The organism is Roseinatronobacter domitianus (assembly GCF_023336755.1).
Classification (GTDB): Bacteria; Pseudomonadota; Alphaproteobacteria; order Rhodobacterales; family Rhodobacteraceae; genus Roseinatronobacter; species Roseinatronobacter domitianus.
The window spans coordinates 103,265-126,465 of sequence record NZ_JALZWP010000006.1; the positions used below are offsets into that span (position 1 = coordinate 103,265).

Here is a 23,201-nt window from a genome sequence, read left to right on the forward strand (position 1 = left end):
TGCCCGCCCGCCGCACCATGTGACCCGGCGCAATTCTTGGCCGAACGCTAACAATGCGGTCAAAGGGCGTCAATTCAAATAGCTGAATGTTTTACCCTGCCGCACGAGGCCGCAGCTCCAGCCATATCCCGTCTTTGGCGCGCACCGTCATATGCGCCACGGGAACGGGGACGCGGTCCGGGTCGGCGCGAAGCTCCCATTCGGCAAGCAGTCGCGCAAGGATCAGCACGGCCTCTGCCATGGCAAAGCCCGCGCCGGGGCAGACACGCGGCCCGGCGGAAAACGGAATATACCCATCGCGGGCCTGCGCGCGGGTCGTATCCTCTGCCCAGCGGTCGGGACGAAATTCGTGCGGGTCGGGCCAGATATGTTCGTTGCGGCCCATATGCCACGGGCTGACAATAACCTGCGCACCGGCGGGAACCGGACGGTTGCGGAAGGTTTCCGGCCGCGCAGCCTCGCGCACCATCATCGGGACCGGCGGATACAGCCGCAAAGCCTCTCGGACCGTGTCGCGGATACGGGGGAACTGGCGCAGAATTCCGAATTCGGGTGCGGGGCCGCCAATATGCGGGCGGATGGCCTGCGCCTCTGCCGCCAATTCGGCCTGCCATTCGGGATGGGTTGCAATCAGATACAGCGTCCACGCCAAGGCCGAGGCGCTGGTTTCATGCCCCGCCAGAAAGAAGATGGCGACCTGATCGACCATTTCGCCCGTCTCGAACACTGCACCGGTGTCGGGGTCGCGGGTGGTCATGATCTTGGTCGCCAGATCATCCGGCGCGGTGCCTGCCGCAATAGCCGCCGCCCGCGCTTCGGTCATGCCGGTCATCAGCGCGCGAATGCGCCCGGCGGTGGCACGCGCGTGACGAGGCATCGGGCGCGGCAGCCAGCCCGGCAGGGGCAGAAGTGCCGCAAGGTTCAGGATCGGTGCGGCGCGCTGATGAGCCCGAAACGCGGTGTAGACCTCTGCCGCCCGCGCGTCCTCTATCGGCACGGAAAACAGCGTGCGGAAGATCACATCGGCGGCGGCGTGGCTGGTCATCGCCTCGATCTCTGCCCAGCCGGGACCAATCCGCGCGGCCATCGCCTCGGATGCGGCCCACATGGCCGGGAAGGTCTCGCGCAGGCGCCCGCCTTCAAAAGCCGGGTCGATCATGCGGCGCTGCCGCGCCCATGTCGCGCCATTGGTCACAAAAACCGAATTGCCCAGAAGCGGTCGCAGCCCTTCGCGCACCCGGCCCGATTTCGGGAAATCCGGCGCGCGTTCTTGCAGCACCAGCCGCACCAGATCGGGCGTGTTGACCATAACCGAGCGCAAAAACGGCAAGCGCATCTCTGCCATTTTCGCACGATACAGCTTTGCAGGCTGCGCCGAGAGAATATCGCGCCGGAACATCAGCACATGCCGCCACAGCGCCACACGGTCGGCGCGGTGCTGTGGCATGGGCGGACGCGTCACGCAGCCCCCGGCAGATAACACGCGCGCGACACACTGGCCGAAGGTTTGCGCGCCCCGAATCGATCCGCCAAAGACATCGGCCCCGCCGTGATCTGGAAATAATCATAGTCCTTGGGCGCATCGAAGGCGCAAAGATACTGAAAATGCAGCCGGAAATACCGGCGTTTGTATTTGCGGTGGGTTTCCGGCGTCAGGCTTTGCGTGAAGGCCGCCGAAATGATTCGCGGCCATTTCTGGTTATCACTGCCCGCACCGGAACAAGCCACCGGGTCACATAGCGCATAGCAGCACCCATCGCCCGGCGCGGTCACATCCAGCCAGAACACTTTGTCCGATTGCGACAGCGCGGCCAGATCGGCGCGCAGCCCCTGCGCCTCTGGCAGGTAGGATTGCATTGGTACCGCATGGCCCAGCGACAAGAACCCCAGCTTGCCCGGCGGCACATCGCCCGCCACGACGCGCGCCAGCACCGACACGCCCAAGTGAACGCCGGACGAGTGGCCGACGACCAGCACCTCGTCGAGGTCCGGGTCGGCCAAGGCCGCGGCAATCAGCGCGGCGAACTCGTCCAGCCGCGCTTCCAGTTCGGGCGGGTTGCGGCCCTTGTGTTTGGCGGTAAAGGCAAAATCCAGCAGCAGGTAATGCACGAAGAATTTGCCGTCGATCCGGCGGAACCCTTCCAGCACCGGCCAGATCACGGCCAGCCCCAACAGATAGCCAAGCCAACCGGGCACAACCAAGGCCAGCACCCATCCCAACCCCAGCGCGGCCAGCACGGCGACCAACAACTGCCCCAGCAACATCACGACCGGATACATCGCCGCAATCCCCGGCCCGGCCCGTAGCCGAAACAGGCGAAACAGCGCCCCGGTGGACAGGTAAATCCACGCCGTCCGGACCAGCAGAGCATAGGTGGCCCAGATGCCCGCCGACATGGATTCGCGCACGATATCAGACCATTGCAGAATTTGAATTCGGCTTTCGGCTGGCCTGCCATTCATCAGCGACGTGACAACCCAGCCATAAGGCCCATCACCCTTGTAGGGTTTCTGGCGCAGGGAATAGCCCGAAATTTTCGCCTGTTCGGCACCTTCGCTGCGGTATAATTCGCGGTAACGTCTGGGCGGAAACGGGTCGTAACCCGGAATATAGAACACCTGCCGCCGGAACCGCTTGCCGGCATCTGTCATCCCGAAGCCCCGGTGCCGTCGATCTCTGAGGGGTCGCGCATCCGGATGCATTTTGCCGGAACACCGACCATAACCGCGCCGGGTGGGACATCCTTGACCACCACGGCATTGGCCCCGATCAGCGCGCCGCGCCCCACGGTAATATCCCCCAGCACCACCGCACCGGCACCAATATCGACATGGTCCTCCAGAACCGGACGCGCGTTGATGTCATCATCGCGCGGAATGCCCAAGGTCGTATTCTGGCGTAACACCACGTCATTGCCAATCGCGCGGGCCACAAGGATCATACCGCCGAAATGCTCCAGCCGAACCCTGCGCCCAACCTGCACCGTATAGGGCAGCTCCATGCCGCCAATCCATTGACCGGCACGGAACATGGTGCGGTAAATCGCCGTCAACACCACACGCGCGGGCTTGAACCGCACCGACATGCGCCAATTTCCGAACCGGTGCCAGAAGAGGCACCAGAACCCCTGCGCCAGGAAATCGCCTCTATGAGTGTGCAGGTCCTCTGCGACCAGCCGCCAGAAGGTCAGCTCTGGCGGGTTGCCGTTCTGGCTGCCATCAGAGATCGGCGCGGCAAGAGGGCGCACTCGCGTCTGGGGATGCTCCGAAATATTCACGCAAGACCTCGCCATTACATCAGAGAATAACTTAGCGCGAAACCTGCTGGGCTGGAAAGAAACCTTTTACAGCAATGGCGGAATGCTGTCGGATTGCCCGATTCCAAGCTGGGATGTCACGCGCGCAAGCACGGCGCGCGCGTCTGACCAATCGGCAAGGCGAGATGCGAAAAGCGTTGCCTGCGACTGGTGCACCGGCGCGCCCTTCAGAATTTTCAGATGGTTCGCGCGCAATGTTTCCCCGGTAGAGGTGATATCGGCCACCGCTTCCGCCGTCAGGTTACGGATCGTGCCCTCTGTCGCGCCCTGGCTGTCGACCAGTTGGTAATCGGCCACACCATGCGCGCGCAGATGCTCGCGCACCAACCGATGATACTTGGTCGCAATCCGCAGCCGGAAGCCGTGGCGCGCGCGGAACGCTGCCGCCGCAGCATCCAGATCGTCCAATGTCTCGACATCGACCCAAGTGACCGGCACCGCAAGGATCAGGTCGGCATGGCCAAACCCCATTTGCGCCAGTTCCGCGACCGATGCGGCCCAATCGGGCAGCGTCTCGCGCACAAGGTCGGACCCGGTCACGCCCAGATGAATGCGCCCCGCCGCCAATTCGCGCGGGATTTCACTGGCCGAGAGCAGCACCAGTTCCACGCCATCCACGCCGTCTACCGCGCCTGCGTATTCGCGGGCGGACCCGGTGCGCGACAAGGTCAGACCACGCGCGGCGAACCAGTCGAAACTCTGCTCCATCAGCCGCCCCTTGGACGGCACACCCAGTTTCAGGGTCATTGCGCATCCTCCAAAGCCGCCAGCATGTCTGGCCGGATCACACCGCCCACCGCAGGGATGGCGCGCCCTTGCCCCAGCACCGCCGTCAGCGCGTCATAGCGCCCGCCGGTGGCCACCGGTGGCAAGTCGTCGCGGGCCAGAAAACCAAAGACGAACCCGTCGTAATATTCCATATTGGTGCGCCCGAAACTGGCCTCGAATGGCAGGGTTTCGGTGTTTATGCCCTTGGCGTCCAACGCCGCCAGCCGCGCTTCCAGCCGGTCCAGCGCAGGCGTAATCGCTGCCCAGCCCATGCCCCGCATCTGCGCCAGCGCCGCGCGTGCGGGGGCGGCCAGTGACAACAGTGCTTCCAGCGCTTGGGCTTGGTCATCGGGTATGGGTGCGGCGCTTGCATCCTCCAACAAAGCCGCCACACGCGCGGCGATCTCATCGGCGCCGCGCAGGCCCAGTTGCGGTCCGGCTTCAGCGATCAACTCTGCCACGGGTGCCGCGCGCAAGCGGTCTACCAAAGCCGCACGGTCAGCGGCAAGCGGCCCCTGCCCGCGCATCCGCTCCAGCAGCGCGCGGAACCGCTTCGGCCGCCAGATATGGCGCAACAAGGCCGCGCGCCGCCGCTCGGTGGTGGACAAGCCCAATACAGCCGCTTTGACAATCCCCATATCCCCGGTGACGGGCCGCAAAGCGTGACCCTCAAGCAGCCGCGCGAATAAAGCGAACACCTCGGCATCGGCCTGCGCCGCGGTGTCGCGCGCAAACAGCTCATACCCCACTTGCAGGTATTCCCGCGCGCGGCTGGCCGATTGCTTGCGAAACACCGCGCCCGAATAAGCATAGCGCGCAGGCTCCGCCCCATCTGCCATATGCGCCTGCACCACCGGCACGGTAAAATCAGGGCGCAGCATCATTTCGCCCAAGGCCGGGTCATGGGTGACATAGGCGCGCGCGCGAATGTCCTCGCCATACAGGTCCAGCAGCGTTTCCGCCGGTTGCAGAATGTCGGGCGTCACGCGCTGCGCGCCCGCATCCAGCATCTGCGCCAGCAGAGCCGCGCTTATATCCTCGGCCCGGCTCATGCGTAGCGGGCCAGTATCTCGCGCACGGTGGCGACCATGTCGGCGCGCGCCACCTCCACTTGTTGGGACTGCGCTTTCCATTCCTCGACAGAGGCATCGGCGGCGATCTGCGCGCCAAGGATCAGGTCTTTGACCTGCACCACGCCTTTTTGCGCTTCATCCTCGCCCATGATGATGGCGACGGGGCTTTCGCGTTTGTCGGCGTATTTCAACTGGTTGCCGAAATTCTTGGGGTTGCCCAGATACATCTCGGCGCGGATGCCCGCTTGGCGCAATTCATTCACCAACGCCATGTAATCGGCCATTCTTGCGCGGTCCATGACCGTCACGACCACCGGGCCTTGCGCGCGGCTTGGCCCCTTGCCCTTGGCGTCGAGCGCGGCCAGCAAACGGTCCACCCCGATGCTGACGCCGGTGGCAGGCACCGTCTGGCCGGTGAAGCGCTTGACCAAATCATCATAGCGCCCACCGCCTGCGACAGAACCGAACTGACGCGGACGGCCCTTTTCGTCGAGGATTTCAAAGGTCAACTCCGCCTCGAACACCGGGCCGGTGTAATAGCCAAGGCCCCGGACAACAGAGGGGTCGATGATGATGCGGTCGGGGCCGTAGCCTTGGGCGTCGAGGAGCGAAGCGATTTGCTGAAGTTCGTCTACGCCTTCGAGACCAATTGCAGATTCCGCGAGTTTCTCCCGGAAAACGTCGAGTGTTGCTTCAACGCTATTAAGTCTCTGCATCAGTAGTGTTGTAACCCACAGCGCCTGAAGATGATCCAAACCGGCACCTTCAGTGAAGTCACCAGATTCATCTTTGCGCCCCGTGGAAAGCAGCTTTTCGACTCCATGCTCTCCAAGCCGATCCCATTTGTCCAAAGCGCGAATAGCGATCCCTCGTTCTTTGGCTTTGTATTCTGGTTCTCCGACTCGCAGGAGTCCGACAGCTTCCATTATGCCATCCAACACCTTCCGGTTATTCACCCGGATCACATAATCCCCGCGCGCGATCCCCACAGCTTCCAAAGCATCCGCCAGCATGGCGCAAATCTCGGCATCGGCGGCCACAGACGCCGCCCCGACCGTATCCGCATCACACTGATAAAACTGCCGAAACCGCCCCGGCCCCGGCTTTTCGTTCCGCCAGACCGGCCCCATCGCGTAGCGCCGATACGGCGTCGGCAAATCCTGCCGGTATTGCGCCGCCACGCGGGCCAGGGGGGCCGTCAGGTCGTAGCGCAGCGCCAGCCAGTCGTCATCTTCCTGCCACGCGAACACGCCTTCATTCGGGCGGTCCACATCGGGCAGGAACTTGCCCAAGGCCTCAACCGTCTCGACCGCCGAGGTTTCCAACGCGTCGAACCCGTAGCGGTGGTAGACCTCTGCAATCTTGTCCAACATCGCCTTGCGCGCGGTCACATCGCTGCCAAAGTAATCACGGAACCCTTTCGGGGTCTGCGCCTTGGGGCGGCGGGGGCCTTTGGTCTTGGCCATTTCGGGCGCTCCTGCTGGGGTCATCTTTCGCGCTTGGCCTTAGCCCAAGGGCCGCGCAGGGGCAAGACCGGGGCATGACGGGCGCTTTTCCATGGCTTATCCACAGAACTATACAATTTGCGAAACGGCCCCGAATCCGCTAAAGGTATTCACTTACCAGATATAGCGGTGGCATGGCCCAAATGAACGAAATCAGCACGATCCGCCCCGAAGGACCGGCGGAAACCCTGCCCCATAACATTGAAGCGGAACAACAGCTTCTGGGCGCGATTCTGGTCAATAACGATATTTATGACCGCATATCCTCGCTGGTGAAGCACGATCATTTCTATGAACCCGTCCACCAGCGGATATTCGAGATCGCGACCGCGCGCATCGCCAAGAACGCGCTGGCCTCTCCGGTGACGCTGAAAGCGTTCATGGAAGATGACGAGGGGCTGAAAGAGCTGGGCGGGGCGGCCTATCTGGCGCGTCTGGCCGCCGCCGCCATTTCCGCCTATGCCGCGCGCGATTACGCGCAGATGATCTATGATCTGGCGGTGCGTCGCGACCTGATCCGGCTGGGGCAGGATATTGCCGCGCAGGCGCAGAAAATGGACGTGGCGTCGGAACCCAAAGAGCAGATCGTCGAAGCCGAACAGCGCTTGTATAAGCTGGCCGAACAGGGCGTGGCCGAGCGCGGCTTCCAGAGTTTTCTGAAAGCCGTGACCGATGCCGTGCAAATGGCCAACGCCGCCTATCAGCGCGACGGGGGACTGGCCGGCATCTCGACCGGGCTGATCGACATGGACAAGAAGCTGGGCGGCTTGCACCCGTCGGATTTGCTCATCCTGGCCGGGCGGCCCTCCATGGGGAAAACCTCGCTTGCCACGAATATCGCATTCAACATTGCCAAGGCGTATCGCACCGGGCGCAGGCCCGACGGAACCGAAGGCGCCATCGAGGGCGGCGCAGTCGGGTTCTTCTCGCTGGAGATGAGCGCCGAACAATTGGCCGCGCGTATCCTGTCCGAAGCCGCCGAAGTGCCCAGCGAACAGATCCGCCGGGGCGACATGTCGGAAGCCGAGTTCCGTCGTTTCGTAGAGGCGGCAAAATCGCTCGAATCCTGCCCGCTTTACATTGACGACACGCCCGCTTTGCCCATTTCCCAAGTCGCCGCCCGCGCCCGCCGCCTGAAGCGCACGCATGGGCTGGATGTGCTGATGGTCGACTATTTGCAGCTCTTGCGCGGCTCAACCAAGGAAAGCCGCGTGCAAGAAGTGTCGGAAATCACCCAAGGGCTGAAAGCCATCGCCAAGGAATTGAACATCCCCGTCATCGCGCTGTCGCAGCTCTCGCGGAACGTGGAATCGCGCGAAGACAAGCGGCCGCAACTGTCGGACCTGCGCGAATCCGGCTCGATCGAGCAGGACGCCGATGTGGTCATGTTCGTCTACCGCGACGAATATTACCGCGAGCGCGAGAAACCGGGCGAAGATGAATTGGACAAAATGGCGACCTGGCAGGCCAAGATGGAATCGGTCCATGGCAAGGCAGAGGTCATCATCGGCAAACAGCGCCACGGCCCAATCGGCACAGTCGAGCTCAGCTTCGAGGGCCAGTTCACCCGCTTCGGCAACCTTGTCAAACCATGGCAGCAGGATGGCGAACGCTTCTGACATTTCGGCCGTCAATCACGTCACGCTCGTCGTGTCTGACATTGATCGCGCGCTTGGCTTCTACCGCGATGCGCTTGGCCTGCACGTGCGCGCGCGCGGTCCGCGCCTGGCCTATCTGGAGGGGGGTGCGCTTTGGCTATGTCTTGAATTTGGCACGCCGCAGCCCGCGCAAGATCACAGCCATGTGGCATTTTCAGTCTCAGCAGACGGGTTTGCGCGCCTCTTCGACCGCCTGAAGGCCATGCCCCGATGGAAGGAAAACCGCTCGGAAGGCGCCTCGCTCTACCTGACTGACCCGGACGGGCATAAGCTGGAATTGCATGTCGGAAGCCTCGCCAGCCGCTTGGCCCATTACGCAGAACAGGACCCGACACTCACAATCTTCAACTGAGCTTCATCTTGCCCTAAATACTCGCGGGGGGAATGCGGCGCAGCCGCAGGGGGGCGGCAGCCCCCGAAATTACCTACCCCAGGTAATCCGGCAAATGCCCGATATCGGGCAATACAAGATCGGCATGGGGCGCAAGCGTCGCCTCATCCGCCAGGCCCGTCAGCACGCCAATGCAGACCATTCCCGCCGCGCGGCCGGCAAGCAGATCATGTGTGCTGTCGCCCACCATGGCCACGCTGCCCGGCGGCAACCCGGCGCGCGCTGCAAAGCCCAGCAGCATATCGGGCGCGGGTTTGGGGATGTAGCCGCTGTCATACCCCAGCACATGTGCGAATTGCCCGGCAATCCCGGCGGCGTCCAAATGCGCATGGGCGGATTCAGCGGCATCATTCGTGGCCACGCCCAGCACCAGCCCGCGCGCAAGCAACCCCTGTAGCAGGGGCGCCAGCGGCACCGGCGGGACCATGGCGGCGTGTTTCGAGCTCTCCAGCAGATAGTCCGCCAGGCCTTCGGCGCGGTCCGGCGCGATATGCGGACGGATCAGATCGGCACCCTCATCGAGCGTTCCGGCAATCACGGGCGAGGACGGATGGAAGGCCCGCGCCGCACGGTCAAACCGCACCGCCCGCGCGATGGCGTCGGCGCGGGCCGTGTCGCCCTCGGATAGCGTGTCGATCACGCCCGCCATCCAGCCCGCCCAACTGGCCGCAAAGTCAAACAGCGTGCCGTCCTTGTCGAACAGCACCGCGCGCAGGGGGGGCAAGGTCATGGCACACTCCGGCAGATGTCACGCGCGGCCTATCTGGCGCGCGCGACACGCTGATGACAGCTCAGAACACCATCGGCATGGCACGGTTCATCTGCTCAATGGCGGCGCGCATCTCAGCTGTGATCTGCACATCCCGACCTGCAAGAATATGCGCCAATTGCTCGGATGTGGTCGCCCCGATGATCGGCAGCGTGGTCGCGGGGCGCGACAGCGTCCAGTTTATCGCCATATGCACCGGGTCGATATTGTGCTCGTTGGCAATTGCCATGTAGCCCGACACGGCCTCGAACACGCGCCCCGTGATACGGCCACCCAGATCACCGTTGCGCGACCGGCGCGAGTCGTCGGGGGTAACGTTGCCTGCGTATTTCCCGGTCAGCAAACCAGCGGCCAAGGGGGTATAGGCCAGCAGCGGAATATCTTCGTTCACGCACAGCTCGGCCATATCCAGGTCGAAATAGCGGCACAGCAGCGAATACTCGTTTTGCAGCGTCAGAACGCGAGGCAGCCCCTCTTCTTCGGCCAGGCGCAGCCACATGCCCGTGCCCCAGGCGCTTTCATTCGACAGCGCGATATGGCGGATCTTGCCAGCGGCGATCAGCTCTTGCGCCAAGGTCAGGATCTCGCGCATATGCGCGACCGTTTCGGCCCGGTTCTGGCCCGACGGGTCAAAGCCCCAGCTTTTGCGGAAATGGTAGGACCCGCGATTGGGCCAGTGCAACTGATAAATGTCGATGCAGTCAGTTTGCAGCCGCGCAAGCGACGCATCAACCGCCGCGCGCATCCGGTCGCCCGAAATCGGCACACCGCCGGGCACGGCGACAGACCCTTCGCCGGTGATTTTGGTGGCAATGACCGCGCCGTTTGGTTTGCGGCTGGCCAGCCAGCGGCCAACAATTTCCTCTGTCCGGCCCGCGGTTTCCAGCGTGACGGGGTTGACCGGATACATTTCTGCGGCGTCCAGAAAGTTGATCCCGGCGTCCCAAGCCATATCCATCTGGCGGTGGGCGTCAGCCTCCTCCGTCTGGCTGCCATAGGTCATGGTGCCCAGACAATATTCCGAAACCGTCAGATCGCTGCGGCCCAGCGTCCGTTTGCGCATGATGTATATTCCTTCTTGCGAACAAGGTTGGCCGCAATTTACCCGCTCTGCCCCCAAGTTAAACCGTTTTCTTGCCTTGCGGCAGGATATCTCCAATATATAGAACAAAGTGTAAACATTGGGGTGAAATGCTGGACGTTTCCAAATGCGCCGTGTCCGATACTCTGGTCTTGGCACCGGGGCGCGCGCATGAATTCTGCGGCCCGGCGCGGCGGGTTCTGACGGCTTGGGTCATGGGCTGGGCAGCGCCAGTGCTGTGGTTGCGGCTGCGGCACAATCCCGACCGGCCCTATCCGCAAGGGCTGGCGGACTGGGCCGCGCCGGGCGGGCTGATTCTGGCCGACGCCACGCGCGACACCGAACTGCTGGGCTGTGCCGAGGATGGCTTGCGCAGCGGCGCCTGTGCGTTGGTGGTGGTCGATCTGGCCGAACCCGTGGCGATGACACCTTTGCGCCGCCTGCATCTGGCCGCAGAGGAAGGCTGCGCGCGGCGTCCGGGTGGCGGGGTTCGCGCGCTGGTACTGACACCCGGCGAGGGTGGCACGCCGGGGGTGGAAACCCGCTGGCACATGGCCCCCTGCCCGGCGCGGGACCTTTCCGCAACAGAGCCTGTGGGCGCGGCATGGCAACTCTCACGTCTGCGCGCCCGGATGACCCCGCCTGCACGCTGGCATGTGCAGGATTATGGCAACGGGCTGCATCTGGCGCCATTATCCGCGTAAAGCATGTCACTCGGACGTGGGGTCCATTGCCAAATGGCGGGTCTGAGCGTTACCTTGCCGCCCCCCCGCGAAACGGGTCGCAGCAGCCTTGCGCTGGTCTTTTTCAAGGCAATAACAGGGAGGCGGAACGAGCAGAGCCTGTCGTCTAAGCCACACCGCGCCCTTGGACATGCAAAAGCCCCGCTTCAGTGGCGATCAGGTCCAGCGGTTCATCCGTCGGCTCGATCGGGACGGCTGGCTGCGCCTGTGCGCCATAGGCAAGGCCAATCGCCAACACCTCGCCCCGCGCGCGCAACTGCGCCAATGTGCGGTCGTAGAACCCGCCGCCATAGCCCAGCCGATAGCCACGCTGGTCGAAAGCCAGAAGCGGCACGATCAGCACCTGCGGCACAATCTTCTCTGCCAGCAGCGGAATCTCTGCCCCGAAGCGCCCCGGTTGCATCGCGGCGTCGGTGGTCCAGCGATGAAATTCCAGCGGCGTGTCGCGCGCGACGATCACCGGCACGCAAACCGGGCCGGGATGCGCCATCATAAGCGGTAGGGGAGAGATTTCGGACCGCATGGGCATATACCCGGCCAGCACAACCCGTGACAGCTTGCTGCCAAAAGCACCCTCCAGATGGTGCGCAACGGCGCGACAGGCATGTTGCGCCGCATCTGCACCGTTGCCTGTATGGGCTACAGCCCGGCGTTTGGCTGCTGCGTCCCGATGTGCCGATTTGTCCATGCGCATCCCTTGCCCAAATTCCGCAGGCCCAGTGCACCATGACACGCTTTGCCCGCGCTACCCGCCTTGCGCCGGTTTGCGCGCCCAATCCGACATCTCGGCCAAAGCCATGCGTGCCGTAATCGACAACAGCAACCCAAGCCCGCCGCACAACCCGTAAAGCACCCCAAGATGACCCGCCGAAAGGCCAAGCATCAGCCCATAGACCAATCCGACCAAACCAAAGAGCAACGCGATTACAACATGCAAGACGATCATATGCACCCCCTCAACGCCAACAGATAGCGCGACGCTACCTTTAAAACCTTGCTGGAAGGTTAAACGCGCGCGTCAGCCACGGTTGCGGTCGAATTCGGTATTCAGACCGCGCACAAAATCATTCAGGCCCGGTTGGCGGTCACGCCGCAGCCGCTCGCCTTCTATGATGCTGCGCAGACGCGCTTCGGTGGCGTCCAGATCCGCGTTGACAAGAACATAATCATATTCCGCCCAATGGCTTATCTCATCGCGCGACTTGCGCATCCGGTCGTCGATCACGGCGTCACTATCCTGCCCACGGCTGCGCAAACGGCGGTCCAATTCGGTAATCGACGGCGGCAGGATAAAGATAGAGATCACATCCTTGCCCAGGCTGGAATTGCGGATCTGTTGCCCGCCTTGCCAATCAATATCGAAAAGCGTGTCGCGCCCGGCCTCCATTGCCTGAACAACCGGCCCTTTGGGCGAGCCGTAGAAATTGCCGAACACCTCGGCATGTTCCAGCATGTCGCCCGCCGCGATCATGGTGGCGAAGTCCTGATGCGTCTTGAAGTAATATTCGCGCCCATCCACTTCGCCCTCGCGCGGGGGGCGCGTGGTGGCAGAGACCGAAAAGCGCAGGCTGTCATCCCAGGCCATCAGGCGCTTGGCCAGCGTGGATTTGCCCGCACCAGAGGGCGATGACAGGATGATGAGAAGCCCGCGTCGGATCATGCAACTACTCCAGGTTCTGAACTTGCTCGCGCATTTGGTCGATGACGCTTTTCAACGCCAGACCGATGCGCGTCAACTCCATATGCTGCGCCTTGGCGCATAGGGTGTTGGCCTCGCGGTTAAATTCCTGCGTCAGAAACTCCAGACGGCGACCCACCGCGCCACCTTCGGCCAGCAATGTCTTGGCGCTGGCGCAATGCGCGTCCAGCCGGTCCAGTTCTTCTGTCAGGTCGGCCTTGACCGCCAGCACCGCCAATTCCTGTTCCAGCCGCGACGGGTCCGGCGGCGATATATCGGAAAACTGCGCGAGAATGGTCTGGAACTGCGCGCGCATCGCCTCGGCCCGGCATGGCACCTGCGCGCGCGCCTGCGCGAGCAGTGCTTCGGTCTGGGCAATCTGTTCCGACAGGATGGTCTGCAAGGCGGCCCCTTCAGAGGCGCGCGCGGCGCAGAATGCCCCCAGCAGAACATCGGCATCCGCCAGCAGTAGCTGGCCCAATTCTGCCGGGTCAAATGTGGCGGAATCTTGGCCCTGAGGGTTCAGCCCGCGCCATGTCAGCACCTCTAGCGAGGTCGGCGCGCGCAGGTCCAGACCGGCCCCTGCGGCCTGCCTTTGGACATGAAGAAGGGTCTGGAACAGGCCCGCGAGCGCGGCTTCCTCTATCGCAGGTGCACCCTCTGCCCGGTCTTGGCGCAGCCGTAAGGACAGTGCCAGATTGCCGCGTGTGACCTTGGCCGCCACCTTGTCACGCAGAGGTTTTTCAAGGAATCCATAACCTTCTGGCAAGCGCAACCGAATATCCAACCCACGTCCATTGACCGCGCGCAGATCCCATTCCCAAACTATCCGCAGGCCCGACAGCTCGGCATCGCCCAGATGGCTGGCATAGCCGGTCATGGAATTCAGCATCGGTGCTCCTGTCCCCGGACAGCGCCGGTTAACCCTGTGTCCAGAATGTGGCAGAAAATGGACAAAATCTGGTCTATTAAGATCGTGTTAATAGAGCTTGCTCAAAGATGAAACCCGGTGCCCGGCACCGATTGCGTAAAGAGACATGCCATGAGTGACACCACCTTCACCCCCCGCCCGGACGTAGAAGATGCGTTTCCGCTGGTCGCCAAGGTCTGTGCCCATTGGGCCGGGTTACGCACCCGCCATGCCTTGCCCGCACGCGGCGCGCTGGACCCCGCCGCGCTGGCAGAGGCATTGCCGCATGTCTTTCTTGGCGAACTGGTCAGCCCGCGCGTGGCGCGCATCCGGCTCTGCGGTCACGGGGTAGAAGATGTGATGGGTATGGATTTGCGCGGCATGCCGCTGACCGCGCTGTTCGGATCAGACGCGCGCGACGACATCATGGCCGCGCTGGAACAGGTCGGGCGCGGGGTGCGGGCAATGCTGGCCTTGCAGGCGGAACCGGGCTTTGGCCAGCCAGAAATGACCGCTCAACTGGCCTTGATGCCGCTTACCGGGGCAGATGGTCGGATTACCCATGTGCTGGGTGTGCTGGAACGGCGCGGCCAGATCGGGCGGCGCCCGCGCCGCTTTGCCACCGCCCGGACCGCACCCGTGATCGAGGACAGCGCGCCAATGTTGCGCGTTATTATCGGCGGCAAACGCTGATGAAAAAAGGGCCGGAACGGCGTTATGCCGCCCGGCCCTGATCGCACCGGTCGCGCGCTTAACTCGCGGCGGCCAGTTTTTCGCGGCGGCCAACCAATTCTTCGGCCACCAGAAAGGCCAGTTCCAAGGACTGGCTGGCATTCAGACGCGGATCGCAGGCGGTGTGGTAACGCTTCGACAGGTCTTCATCGCTGACAGCATGCAGACCGCCGGTGCATTCGGTCACATCCTTGCCCGTCATCTCGAAATGCACGCCACCGGGGATGGTGCCTTCGGAATTATGCACGGCAAAGAACTCGCGCACCTCGCGCAGGATGGATTCGAACGGACGGGTTTTATACCCGGTGGACGACTTGATGACGTTGCCGTGCATCGGATCGCAGGTCCAGAGCACATTGGCGCCTTCTTCCTGCACCGCTTTAATCAGGCGCGGCAGGTGATCGCCCACCTGCCCTGCACCAAAGCGCGCGATCAGGGTCAGACGGCCTGCCTCATTCTCCGGGTTCAGCTTGGCCAGCAGCACTTTCAGGTCGTCCGCTGTCAGCGAGGGGCCGCATTTCAGGCCAATCGGGTTCTGCACACCGCGGCAGAATTCGACATGCGCGCCATCGGGCTGGCGCGTGCGGTCGCCGATCCAGATCAGATGGCCAGAGCCTGCGATGTTCTGTCCGCTGGTCGAATCCACGCGGGCCAACGCCTCTTCGTATTCCAGCAACAGCGCCTCGTGGCTGGTGTAGAAATCCACCGTGGCCAGGTCGCGGCTGGTTTCAGAGGTAATGCCCGCTGCCGTCAGAAAATCCAGCGTGTCGGAAATCCGCGCGGTCATTTCGCGGTAACGCTCGGCCTTTTCGCCCTCGGCAAAGCCCAGCGTCCAGGCGTGGACACGGTGCATGTCGGCATAGCCACCCGTCGAAAACGCGCGCAGCAGGTTCAGGCTGGCCGCCGCTTGCGTATAGGCCTGCAACATGCGCGCCGGGTCGGGGATGCGAGCATCCGGCGTAAACTCGAACCCGTTGATGATATCGCCCCGGTAGCTGGGCAATTCCACACCGTCCACGATTTCCATGGGCGCAGAGCGCGGCTTGGCAAACTGGCCGGCCATACGGCCCACCTTCACCACCGGCACTTTCGCGCCATAGGTCAGCACAATCGCCATCTGCAACAGCACTTTGAACGTGTCACGAATGCTGTCGGCGTTGAATTCGGCAAAGCTTTCGGCGCAGTCGCCACCTTGCAGCAAGAACGCGTCACCGCGCGCCGCAGCCCCCAGCTTGCGCTTGAGCGCGCGCGCTTCGCCGGCAAAGACCAGCGGCGGGTAGCTGGACAGGCGCGCTTCGACCTGCGCCAACGCATCGGAGTCCGGATAGTCGGGCATCTGGATGCGCGGCCTTTGCCGCCATGAAGATTTCGTCCAGCCTTGTGTCATCATGCCCTCCGGGTAACTGATTGCGCAACCATGCCGCGCCTGTCGTCCCTATACAAAAGCGATCCATGGCTTGCAAATGCGTTTGCTCTTGCACGGGAAAATGAAACCTGATTGTGTCGCGCAACTCCGCGACGTCAGTGATCGTTCAGAATGTCCAAGATTTCCAGCCAGCCCAACCCGGCCCATGTAGCGTTCCTGCTTCTGGACCGTTTTACGCTGATTGCCTTTGCCGCAGCGATAGAACCGTTGCGGCTGGCCAATCGTGTTGCGGGACAAACGCTCTATACATGGCAGCTTGTCAGCGAAAATGGCGGGCCTGTGAAATGTTCCAACGGCACCGAGATTTCCGTCACAACCAAGCAGGATGACTTGCCCCATGACAGCCTGATCGTGGTCTGTGGCGGGGTCGATGTGCAACGCGCAACCAATACGACCGTGCTGTCATGGCTGCGCAAACGCGCGCGCTATGGCAACCGCATCGGCGGAATCTGCACGGCGTCATGGGCCTTGGCCAAGGCCGGGCTGCTGGATGGCAAACGCGCCACCATCCATTGGGAAAACTTCAACGCCATGGCAGAGGATTTTCCAGAGGTTGATCTGTCACGCTCGGTTTTCGTGGTCGATGGAGCGCGGGTGACGGCGGCGGGGGGCATTGCGTCGCTGGACCTGACCTTGGCGCTGATCGCGTCGGCGCATGGCAGCGATCTGGCCAATTCGGTGGCAGACCAGCTTGTCTATTCGTCGATCCGCACCAACCGCGACACGCAGCGCCTGTCGATCCCGGCGCGCATCGGCGTCCGCCACCCCAAGCTGGCGCGGGTCATCGAGATCATGGAAAGCCACATAGAAGACCCGATCAGCCCGTCCGATCTGGCCGAAGCGGTGGACATGTCCACCCGCCAGTTGGAACGCCTGTTCCGCCGCTACCTGAACCGCAGCCCGAAACGCTATTACATGGAATTGCGGCTGGAACGCGCCCGCAACCTGCTGATGCAGACCGATATGAGCGTTATCAACGTGGCGCTGGCCGCAGGCTTCACCTCGCCCTCGCATTTTTCCAAATGCTACCGCGCGCATTACGACACCACGCCCTACCGCGAACGCGGCGCGCATGGCGAAGAGGGTTAGCCCGGCCCGCGCTTGATGACGTAAAGCTGCGCGCCCAGCAGGTCCGACTGCGACAGCAGGTCGTGCCCGGCCTCGGCGCAGAAATGTGGCATGTCCACCACCGCGACCGGATCATCTGCCAGCACACGCAACTCTGCGCCCGGCGGCATGGCCAACAGCGCCTTGCGCGCACGCAACACAGGTAGCGGACACCGCAGGCCGCGCGCATCTAGCATATCATCGCTCATGGCAACGGATGTAGGCCAGCGACGCGCGCAGGAAAAGCGAAACTTGACACCCCGCGCAGGGGCCGCAGTTATGCGCCATGTTTCTGATCTCTCGCTCGACCGTTTTGAACCGAGGCGCGCTGCATATCCGCCGCGTGCCGCGCAAGTTCATGGGCCGCACCACGCTGTGGCCGCGCGGGGGCAGCTTTGGGCTATGGGCACGGCTGATATTCGAGGTCGAATTCCTGCGCTATTTTGCGGCGCTGTCGCCCTTCGTGGTGGCAACGCTTATCTGGCGCGAATATGCATTGGCCATCGCGCAGGCCCCTATCCCCATGCTGATCCTGATCTATCTGGTCGAAGGACGGCTGCTGCGCGTGCCGCCCGGCCAACGCCACACGCTGGTGTCAGAGGCAGAGGCCGAGCGCGGGCTGGACCTGCTGCGCGACCGGGCGCGCAAAATCCTGACCAAAATCGCCGCCGGGCGCGGGATCGAGGCAGGACGCCTGCACCTTGTGATTGAACAATCCGAGATGCTGCGCGTGCCCGCCCTATCGCTGGTGTCGGTGCAATCCGAGGATGGGCCGGACATTCTGGACCTGTCCCGCGACGAACGGGCGCTGGTGGAAAGCACGCTCTTGCAGCCACCGCTGACCGAACGCGAATTGCAAAAAATCGGCTTGGCCCGCAAGATCGCGTTGCATGATATCGGGCTGGAGGCGCGCGAAGTGTCGGCCCATGCGCGTCTGGCCGCGATGATGGCCGCGCGCTCAGGCGCCCAGTGACAGCACATGCCCGAACGGCGCGTGCGGCGGGTCGGGTTGCGGCGCGGCCCAGATAACCGGAAAGCGGGGCCGTGGCCCGGTGGGCCCGTCCATATCCGACAAGATCACAAGCGCCGACGGAGCCAACTCCGCCGCCCGCGCGATGACAGGCCGGAAATCGGTGCCACCCCCTTCGGGCAGTTCCAGCCCGTGCAGGGTTGCGCGCGCGGTGGCCGGGTCAAGGGGCATGTCATGATGCAGCCCCTCATCGAATGTCAGCAGGTGCAAACTTGCCTGCGCGCGCCGCGAAATCGCCAGCATTTCGGCCAGCAACAGGCGCAGGCTGTCATCACTCAGCGAGGCCGAGCAATCCAAGCCCAGCACAAGACGCGGGGCGCTGGCCTGCCACGTCATGCGCGGCTGAAACGGCGGCAAAGGCGCGTGGTCCTGCAAGGCGCGCCCTGCCCCGGCCAGCCACGCGCGCGCCGGGCGCAAGGGCGCAGGTTCGGGGCGGTGCAGCGTCGCGCGGGCCAGCAAGCGACGCAAAATCACTTCCCACGGGGTGCGCGGTGTGGGCAGATCAGCCATGCGCCGCCCCAGCACGCCCAGCCCGAACCCCGCCGCCGCCCCCGCCGTCATGGCGCGGGCCAAATGCGCACGCCACTCGGCTTGGCCGGTGCCGCCGCGATCGGTGCCTCTGTCGCCGCCCGCCCCCCCGGACGGCTGCAAGTCGGGCTTTTGCCCATCCTCTGCCGCTTGCCTGCGTGCGCGGCCTGCGCCCTCTGGCGTGTCGGCCATGCGGCGATACAGCCGCTCGCAATCCCAATCGGCCAAGCCGCCCTGTTCGTTCAACCTGCCCAGCAGCTTCGACAGCGTCAGCGCCGGGCGCGGCAAGGCATGCCCCGCCTGCAAGATGGCTTCGTTCACGATGGCGTCCGATGCGATCTGCCACAGGTCGGGTGCGAACCCATCTCCCATGCGCGCGGCCATGGCCGCCATTCGGTCGGAATGCTGCAAGGCCACATGCAAGATATGATGGCCCGCCAGCCCGATTTGCTCATGCGGGGAGAGGGTTTCGAAATCAGGGCCATAGCGGATGGTTGTGCCGGTGGTTTCTGCCGGAACATCCAACACGGCGACATCCCGGTGCTGACACCACAGCGAGAGTGCGGCAAGCGCGGGGTCGCGTTCGGTCAGCGTTTGCAACGCGCGCGTGGCCCGCGCCGAATGCGTCATTCCAGCCCTGCTGCGCGCCGCTCCTCGGCATAGGCGGCATAAGCGGACGAGTCGAGAAAAGCCTCGGCCATGTCATTGTCCAAAGCCTTGCGGATCAGCATCTCGAACCCATGCGCGCCCAATTCTGCCAAGGGCATCGCGCTGAAGGGTGGCGCTCGCAAGCTGCGCGCTTCGGCCATGATCTCTATGATAACACCCATATTGCCCGCATCCGCCCGCGCCACCAGCGCATAGATCAGCGCGGTCATGCCATGCATGGAGGGCGGGTAAAGCTCTGCGCGCGCCTTCGCCGTTGCCTCTAACAGGTCATCAAGCTGCACGGTCGCCGCGATTTCATCTGCGATTAACAGGAATTCGGCGGCAACCGCTTCGCCCAGCACACCCGCAATCGCGGTGTTGCGCAAAGCGCGGTCGGGCAAAGCGCCCATCAAGGCCGATGCCCGCGCCCAAGACCTTGGCGTGCAGGCGATCATGTCGCCCCGGCGCAACGCGGCCTCGTTCGTGTCCAGCAGGTCAGGCCGGGTGCGGATGAAGGCGATCACGGCAGGGTCCAGCCCCTGCGGCACAGCAAAGCCCTGCACCCAATCACCCGCCTCTGCCACTAGGTTCAGATGCACCAGCCGATCCGACAAGGCGCTGCCCATCTCGTAAGCGATGGCCCCATCTTCGACCGTGTTGCCTGCTGCCACCACGAAACAGCTATCCGGCAAGCGGTGCGGCCCGACGCGACGTTCCTGCAACAACCCGTAAACCGTGGGCTGCAACTGCGGCGCGGCGGCGGTCAATTCGTCCAGAAACAGCACCGATGGCGTTGTGGGATCATCCGGCAAATCCTCTGGCCGGAACCAGATTGTGCGCTGGCGGTCCATGTCGAAAAACGGCAAGCCGCGCAGGTCTTGCGGTTCTATCGTGGTCAGGCGCAGGTCATAGAGGCGCGCGCCAATGCGGCTGGCAAGCGTCTGCACCACTTCGGTTTTGCCAATGCCGGGGCGGCCATGCAGCATCCAAGACGTGGTAAGCGCGCCTTGCCTCTGCGCATCCCACCCGGCCAGCAGCAAATCCAGCGCGCGGCCAGTGGTAATGGGAGGTGCGTTAACCATGTCTTGCCCTTCAGCGCAGCGTCACGGACCACGATATGGCCCGCGACCCTGTGGGGGCAAGCGTTAGGCCGGGGGTTTCGAGGGCGAGTCCTCTGCCAGCTTGGTGGCCTGCGAAATCCAGTTGTCGCGGTCAATCCGGCCCTTGAAGCTCAGATAACCATCAACCCAATCGACCTCTGCACGGGTCCAGCGGCTGATCTGCCAGAAATGATAAAAGCCAAGCCCGTTCAGCTTGCCTTCCAGCACCGGACCGACACCGCTTATGCGCTTTAGGTCGTCTTTTTCGCCCATAGGAGCATCCAGCCCGGCGGGTTTGCTGGCTTCAGGTGACGCCGTTTCAGTGGTCGCCGGTTCCGCCACAGCCGCCTTGGGCGCGGCAGCGGGTGTGGAGGCGGGTTTTTCAGCGGCCGGCGCGGCAGATGCGGCTTCTGTCGTCTCAGGTGCGGCGGCCGCTTTTGGCGCTAGATTGGCCTCTGGCGCGGCGGACCGCTCTGAAACCGGCGCGGGCGTTGCGGCAGGTTCCGCAACGGTTTCCGCCACAACAGCGGTTTTCGGGGCGCGCTCGGCAACGGTAAAGATCAGCCCCACGACGAGCGCGACAACCGCACCGATTGCGACAGAGCCGTTCCCATCAATCCCGATGACAACAAGCGAGACGCCAAACATCAGCGCGCCCGCCCCAACGGCGATGGCCCAGCCATGCAGCGGCGGGGCTTCCTTGAATTCTGAATGTGCCATTTATTTCAATTCCTTCCTGTCGTTTCTTAACGCAAGTCTCAAGCGCGCAGAGGCTGTGTCGCACTGGATGGAAACGCCTCCAGCCCCAGCGCCTGCAAGGCGGTCGCGGCAATGTCGCGCGCGCTTAGCCCTGCCTGAGCATACATCACTTCGGGGCTGGCCTGTTCGATAAATGTGTCGGCCAAGGTCATGCAGCGCAATGCGGCACCCGATTGCAACTGCCCAGAATTGGCAAGGTAATGCAGAACCTGCGCCCCAAAGCCGCCCTGTGCCCCTTGCTCGACCGTGACAACCGCAGCGTGATGGCGGATAAGTTGGTCGATCAGGCCATGGTCGAGCGGCTTGGCAAAACGGGCATCGGCAATGGTGCAGGTGATCCCGCGCGCCGCAAGCGACTCGGCAGCCAGCCGCACTTCGGACAGATGCGCGCCGAAGGACAGGAAGGCGACATGCTCACCCTCGGCCACGACACGGCCTTTGCCGATTTCCAAAACCTGGCCGCGCTCGGGCATTTGCGCGCCCACCCCATTCCCGCGCGGGTAGCGCAGTGCGATGGGGCCGTCGTCATAGGCCGCGGCGGTTTCTGTCATGTGGACCAGTTCCGCCTCGTCCCCGGCCGCCATAACCACCATGCCCGGCAGGTTGGTCATGAAGCCCACGTCGAACGCGCCCGCATGGGTCGCGCCATCCGCGCCCACAAGCCCCGCGCGGTCGATGGCAAAGCGCACGGGCAGGCCTTGCAGCGCCACATCATGCACCACTTGGTCATAGCCGCGTTGCAGGAAGGTGGAATAAATCGCGCAGAAGGGTTTGAGGCCCGATGCCGCCATGCCCGCCGCGAAGGTCACGGCGTGTTGCTCGGCAATCCCCACATCGAACACCCGGCGGGGGAACCGGTCTTGCATAATGTCCAGCCCTGTTCCGCCGGGCATGGCAGCGGTCACCGCCACGATACTCGGATCACGCGCCGCCGCATCGGTCAGCGCGCGCCCGAACACGCCAGTATAGCTGGGCGCATTGGGCTTGGATTTGGCCTGCGCGCCGGTCGCCACGTCAAATTTCGAAACACCGTGATAGCAGCAGCCTGACGCCTCTGCGGGCGCATAACCCTTGCCCTTGACGGTGCGCACATGGATCAGAACCGGCCCTTCTGCACGGTCGCGCGCCATGCGCAAGGTCGCCATCAGGTCGGGCATGGAATGGCCATCAATGGGGCCGATATAGGTAAAGCCCAGATGCTCGAACATGGTGGCATCGGGCGGCCCACCGCAGGCGCGGGCACGCGCGGCCAAAGCCTGTTCGCGCAAGGATTGCGGCAGGGCCGACATGAAGCCCTGGGCCACTTCGGACAGCGACGCATGGGGCGCGTTCAGGCGGTTGAGGTAGCTGTTCATGGCGCCCACCGGTGGGGCGATGGACATGTCGTTGTCGTTGAGGATAACGAACATACGCCGCCCTTCGGCACCGGCGTTGTTCAGCGCCTCATACGCCATGCCAGCGGTGATCGACCCGTCGCCGATGACCGCAATCGCGTCGCCCGTGGGCTGGCCCATGTCGCGGCCAATGGTAAAGCCCAAAGCCGCCGAAATGCTTGTCGAGCTATGCGCCGCGCCGAACGGGTCGAATACGGATTCGCTGCGCTTGGTAAAGCCCGACAGCCCGCCTTCCTGGCGCAAGGTATGCATGCGGTGGCGGCGACCGGTAAGAATTTTATGCGGATAGCATTGGTGCGCCACGTCCCAGATCAGCTTGTCAAAGGGGGTGCGAAAGACCGCGTGCAGGGCCACGGTCAGTTCTACCACACCAAGCGATGATCCAAGATGCCCGCCCGTGCGGCTGACGGTTTCAATCGTTTCCTGGCGCAGTTCATCGGCCAGCGCGGTCAGCTCAAGCAGGTCGAAATCGCGCATATCGGCGGGGCCTGCAACACGGTCCAGATGCGGGGTGCGGCTTTGGTCCATGGGGGTTCCCTTTCGATGCGGCGGGTTTATATGAAAAAAGATGCCGTGGGGCGCTT

The 23,201-nt window shown here is 63.5% G+C and carries 24 protein-coding genes; 6 read left to right on the top strand and 18 right to left on the bottom strand.

Features of this window, described 5'->3' with window-relative positions; all coding sequences use genetic code 11:
* Positions 1 to 91: 91 nt before the first annotated feature.
* The 6 genes from M3N55_RS07950 to hisS form a co-directional block, all read right to left on the bottom strand.
* Positions 92 to 1,462 carry a cytochrome P450 gene (locus M3N55_RS07950; RefSeq protein WP_249057998.1) on the bottom strand — a complete coding sequence of 457 codons (1,371 nt, stop codon included), beginning with the start codon at positions 1,460 to 1,462 and terminating at the stop codon, positions 92 to 94.
* Entirely contained in the window at positions 1,459 to 2,652 is a 1,194-nt protein-coding gene (locus M3N55_RS07955) for a hypothetical protein (RefSeq protein WP_249057999.1), read from the bottom strand. Before M3N55_RS07955 ends, M3N55_RS07950 begins: the two co-directional genes overlap by 4 nt.
* Positions 2,649 to 3,278 (bottom strand): serine O-acetyltransferase, encoded by a 630-nt coding sequence (locus M3N55_RS16760; protein WP_346429261.1) that lies wholly within the window; start codon positions 3,276 to 3,278, stop codon positions 2,649 to 2,651. Before M3N55_RS16760 ends, M3N55_RS07955 begins: the two co-directional genes overlap by 4 nt.
* A gap of 66 nt (positions 3,279 to 3,344) precedes the next feature.
* On the bottom strand, positions 3,345 to 4,064 hold the full coding sequence (hisG, locus tag M3N55_RS07970) for an ATP phosphoribosyltransferase (RefSeq protein WP_249058000.1): 720 nt from the start codon (positions 4,062 to 4,064) through the stop codon (positions 3,345 to 3,347).
* Positions 4,061 to 5,137: an ATP phosphoribosyltransferase regulatory subunit gene (locus M3N55_RS07975; RefSeq protein ID WP_249058001.1), complete on the bottom strand. Its 1,077-nt coding sequence runs from the start codon at positions 5,135 to 5,137 to the stop codon at positions 4,061 to 4,063. The genes hisG and M3N55_RS07975 overlap by 4 nt, the downstream gene beginning before the upstream one ends.
* Complete coding sequence (gene hisS / locus M3N55_RS07980) at positions 5,134 to 6,624, bottom strand: histidine--tRNA ligase (RefSeq protein WP_249058002.1); 1,491 nt, start codon at positions 6,622 to 6,624, stop codon at positions 5,134 to 5,136. Before hisS ends, M3N55_RS07975 begins: the two co-directional genes overlap by 4 nt.
* A 182-nt stretch (positions 6,625 to 6,806) precedes the next feature.
* On the opposite strand from hisS, the gene M3N55_RS07985 reads away from it, so the two are divergent.
* Both M3N55_RS07985 and M3N55_RS07990 read left to right on the top strand, forming a co-directional pair.
* Positions 6,807 to 8,282, top strand: coding sequence for a replicative DNA helicase (locus M3N55_RS07985; protein WP_249058082.1), 1,476 nt, complete (start codon positions 6,807 to 6,809; stop codon positions 8,280 to 8,282).
* The gene (locus M3N55_RS07990; RefSeq protein ID WP_249058003.1) at positions 8,266 to 8,673 is read left to right on the top strand and encodes a VOC family protein; all 408 of its coding nucleotides are present in this window, start codon (positions 8,266 to 8,268) and stop codon (positions 8,671 to 8,673) included. Before M3N55_RS07985 ends, M3N55_RS07990 begins: the two co-directional genes overlap by 17 nt.
* A 73-nt stretch (positions 8,674 to 8,746) precedes the next feature.
* On the opposite strand, the gene M3N55_RS07995 is transcribed toward M3N55_RS07990, so the two are convergent.
* On the bottom strand, positions 8,747 to 9,442 hold the full coding sequence (locus M3N55_RS07995; RefSeq protein WP_249058004.1) for an HAD family hydrolase: 696 nt from the start codon (positions 9,440 to 9,442) through the stop codon (positions 8,747 to 8,749).
* Positions 9,443 to 9,503: 61 nt separating this feature from the next.
* Positions 9,504 to 10,544: an aldo/keto reductase gene (locus M3N55_RS08000; RefSeq protein WP_249058005.1), complete on the bottom strand. Its 1,041-nt coding sequence runs from the start codon at positions 10,542 to 10,544 to the stop codon at positions 9,504 to 9,506.
* A 128-nt stretch (positions 10,545 to 10,672) separates the two neighbouring features.
* On the opposite strand from M3N55_RS08000, the gene M3N55_RS08005 reads away from it, so the two are divergent.
* Entirely contained in the window at positions 10,673 to 11,266 is a 594-nt protein-coding gene (locus tag M3N55_RS08005) for an ImuA family protein (RefSeq protein WP_249058006.1), read from the top strand.
* Between the two features lie 145 nt (positions 11,267 to 11,411).
* Here the strand turns inward: M3N55_RS08005 and M3N55_RS08010 are convergent, their stop codons facing one another.
* The 4 genes from M3N55_RS08010 to M3N55_RS08025 all read right to left on the bottom strand — a co-directional run bounded on the left by M3N55_RS08010 (position 11,412) and on the right by M3N55_RS08025 (position 13,875).
* Positions 11,412 to 11,993 carry a 5-formyltetrahydrofolate cyclo-ligase gene (locus M3N55_RS08010; protein WP_249058007.1) on the bottom strand — a complete coding sequence of 194 codons (582 nt, stop codon included), beginning with the start codon at positions 11,991 to 11,993 and terminating at the stop codon, positions 11,412 to 11,414.
* 57 nt (positions 11,994 to 12,050) lie between these two features.
* Entirely contained in the window at positions 12,051 to 12,251 is a 201-nt protein-coding gene (locus M3N55_RS08015; RefSeq protein ID WP_249058008.1) for a hypothetical protein, read from the bottom strand.
* 72 nt (positions 12,252 to 12,323) lie between these two features.
* Positions 12,324 to 12,965, bottom strand: a complete 642-nt coding sequence (gene gmk / locus M3N55_RS08020; RefSeq protein WP_249058009.1) for a guanylate kinase — start codon at positions 12,963 to 12,965, stop codon at positions 12,324 to 12,326.
* 4 nt (positions 12,966 to 12,969) lie between these two features.
* Positions 12,970 to 13,875, bottom strand: a complete 906-nt coding sequence (locus M3N55_RS08025) for a YicC/YloC family endoribonuclease (RefSeq protein ID WP_249058010.1) — start codon at positions 13,873 to 13,875, stop codon at positions 12,970 to 12,972.
* Positions 13,876 to 14,025: 150 nt separating this feature from the next.
* On the opposite strand from M3N55_RS08025, the gene M3N55_RS08030 reads away from it, so the two are divergent.
* Entirely contained in the window at positions 14,026 to 14,586 is a 561-nt protein-coding gene (locus M3N55_RS08030; protein ID WP_249058011.1) for a PAS domain-containing protein, read from the top strand.
* Positions 14,587 to 14,644: 58 nt separating this feature from the next.
* On the opposite strand, the gene M3N55_RS08035 is transcribed toward M3N55_RS08030, so the two are convergent.
* Complete coding sequence (locus M3N55_RS08035; protein ID WP_249058012.1) at positions 14,645 to 16,012, bottom strand: class II 3-deoxy-7-phosphoheptulonate synthase; 1,368 nt, start codon at positions 16,010 to 16,012, stop codon at positions 14,645 to 14,647.
* Between the two features lie 150 nt (positions 16,013 to 16,162).
* On the opposite strand from M3N55_RS08035, the gene M3N55_RS08040 reads away from it, so the two are divergent.
* Complete coding sequence (locus M3N55_RS08040; protein ID WP_249058013.1) at positions 16,163 to 17,140, top strand: GlxA family transcriptional regulator; 978 nt, start codon at positions 16,163 to 16,165, stop codon at positions 17,138 to 17,140.
* On the opposite strand, the gene M3N55_RS08045 is transcribed toward M3N55_RS08040, so the two are convergent.
* Complete coding sequence (locus M3N55_RS08045; protein ID WP_428982627.1) at positions 17,137 to 17,355, bottom strand: sulfurtransferase TusA family protein; 219 nt, start codon at positions 17,353 to 17,355, stop codon at positions 17,137 to 17,139. The genes M3N55_RS08040 and M3N55_RS08045 overlap by 4 nt on opposite strands.
* Positions 17,356 to 17,444: 89 nt before the next feature.
* Here M3N55_RS08045 and M3N55_RS08050 point away from each other — a divergent pair, with 89 nt between their 5' ends.
* On the top strand, positions 17,445 to 18,131 hold the full coding sequence (locus M3N55_RS08050) for a hypothetical protein (RefSeq protein WP_249058015.1): 687 nt from the start codon (positions 17,445 to 17,447) through the stop codon (positions 18,129 to 18,131).
* On the opposite strand, the gene M3N55_RS08055 is transcribed toward M3N55_RS08050, so the two are convergent.
* From M3N55_RS08055 to dxs, 4 genes are all read right to left on the bottom strand, one after another.
* Positions 18,117 to 19,346: a vWA domain-containing protein gene (locus tag M3N55_RS08055; protein ID WP_249058016.1), complete on the bottom strand. Its 1,230-nt coding sequence runs from the start codon at positions 19,344 to 19,346 to the stop codon at positions 18,117 to 18,119. The genes M3N55_RS08050 and M3N55_RS08055 overlap by 15 nt on opposite strands.
* Positions 19,343 to 20,446 (bottom strand): AAA family ATPase, encoded by a 1,104-nt coding sequence (locus M3N55_RS08060; RefSeq protein WP_249058017.1) that lies wholly within the window; start codon positions 20,444 to 20,446, stop codon positions 19,343 to 19,345. Before M3N55_RS08060 ends, M3N55_RS08055 begins: the two co-directional genes overlap by 4 nt.
* A gap of 63 nt (positions 20,447 to 20,509) precedes the next feature.
* The gene (locus tag M3N55_RS08065) at positions 20,510 to 21,184 is read right to left on the bottom strand and encodes an NADH:quinone oxidoreductase (protein WP_249058018.1); all 675 of its coding nucleotides are present in this window, start codon (positions 21,182 to 21,184) and stop codon (positions 20,510 to 20,512) included.
* Between the two features lie 38 nt (positions 21,185 to 21,222).
* Positions 21,223 to 23,145 carry a 1-deoxy-D-xylulose-5-phosphate synthase gene (gene dxs / locus M3N55_RS08070; RefSeq protein WP_249058019.1) on the bottom strand — a complete coding sequence of 641 codons (1,923 nt, stop codon included), beginning with the start codon at positions 23,143 to 23,145 and terminating at the stop codon, positions 21,223 to 21,225.
* Between the last annotated feature and the right edge of the window lie 56 nt (positions 23,146 to 23,201).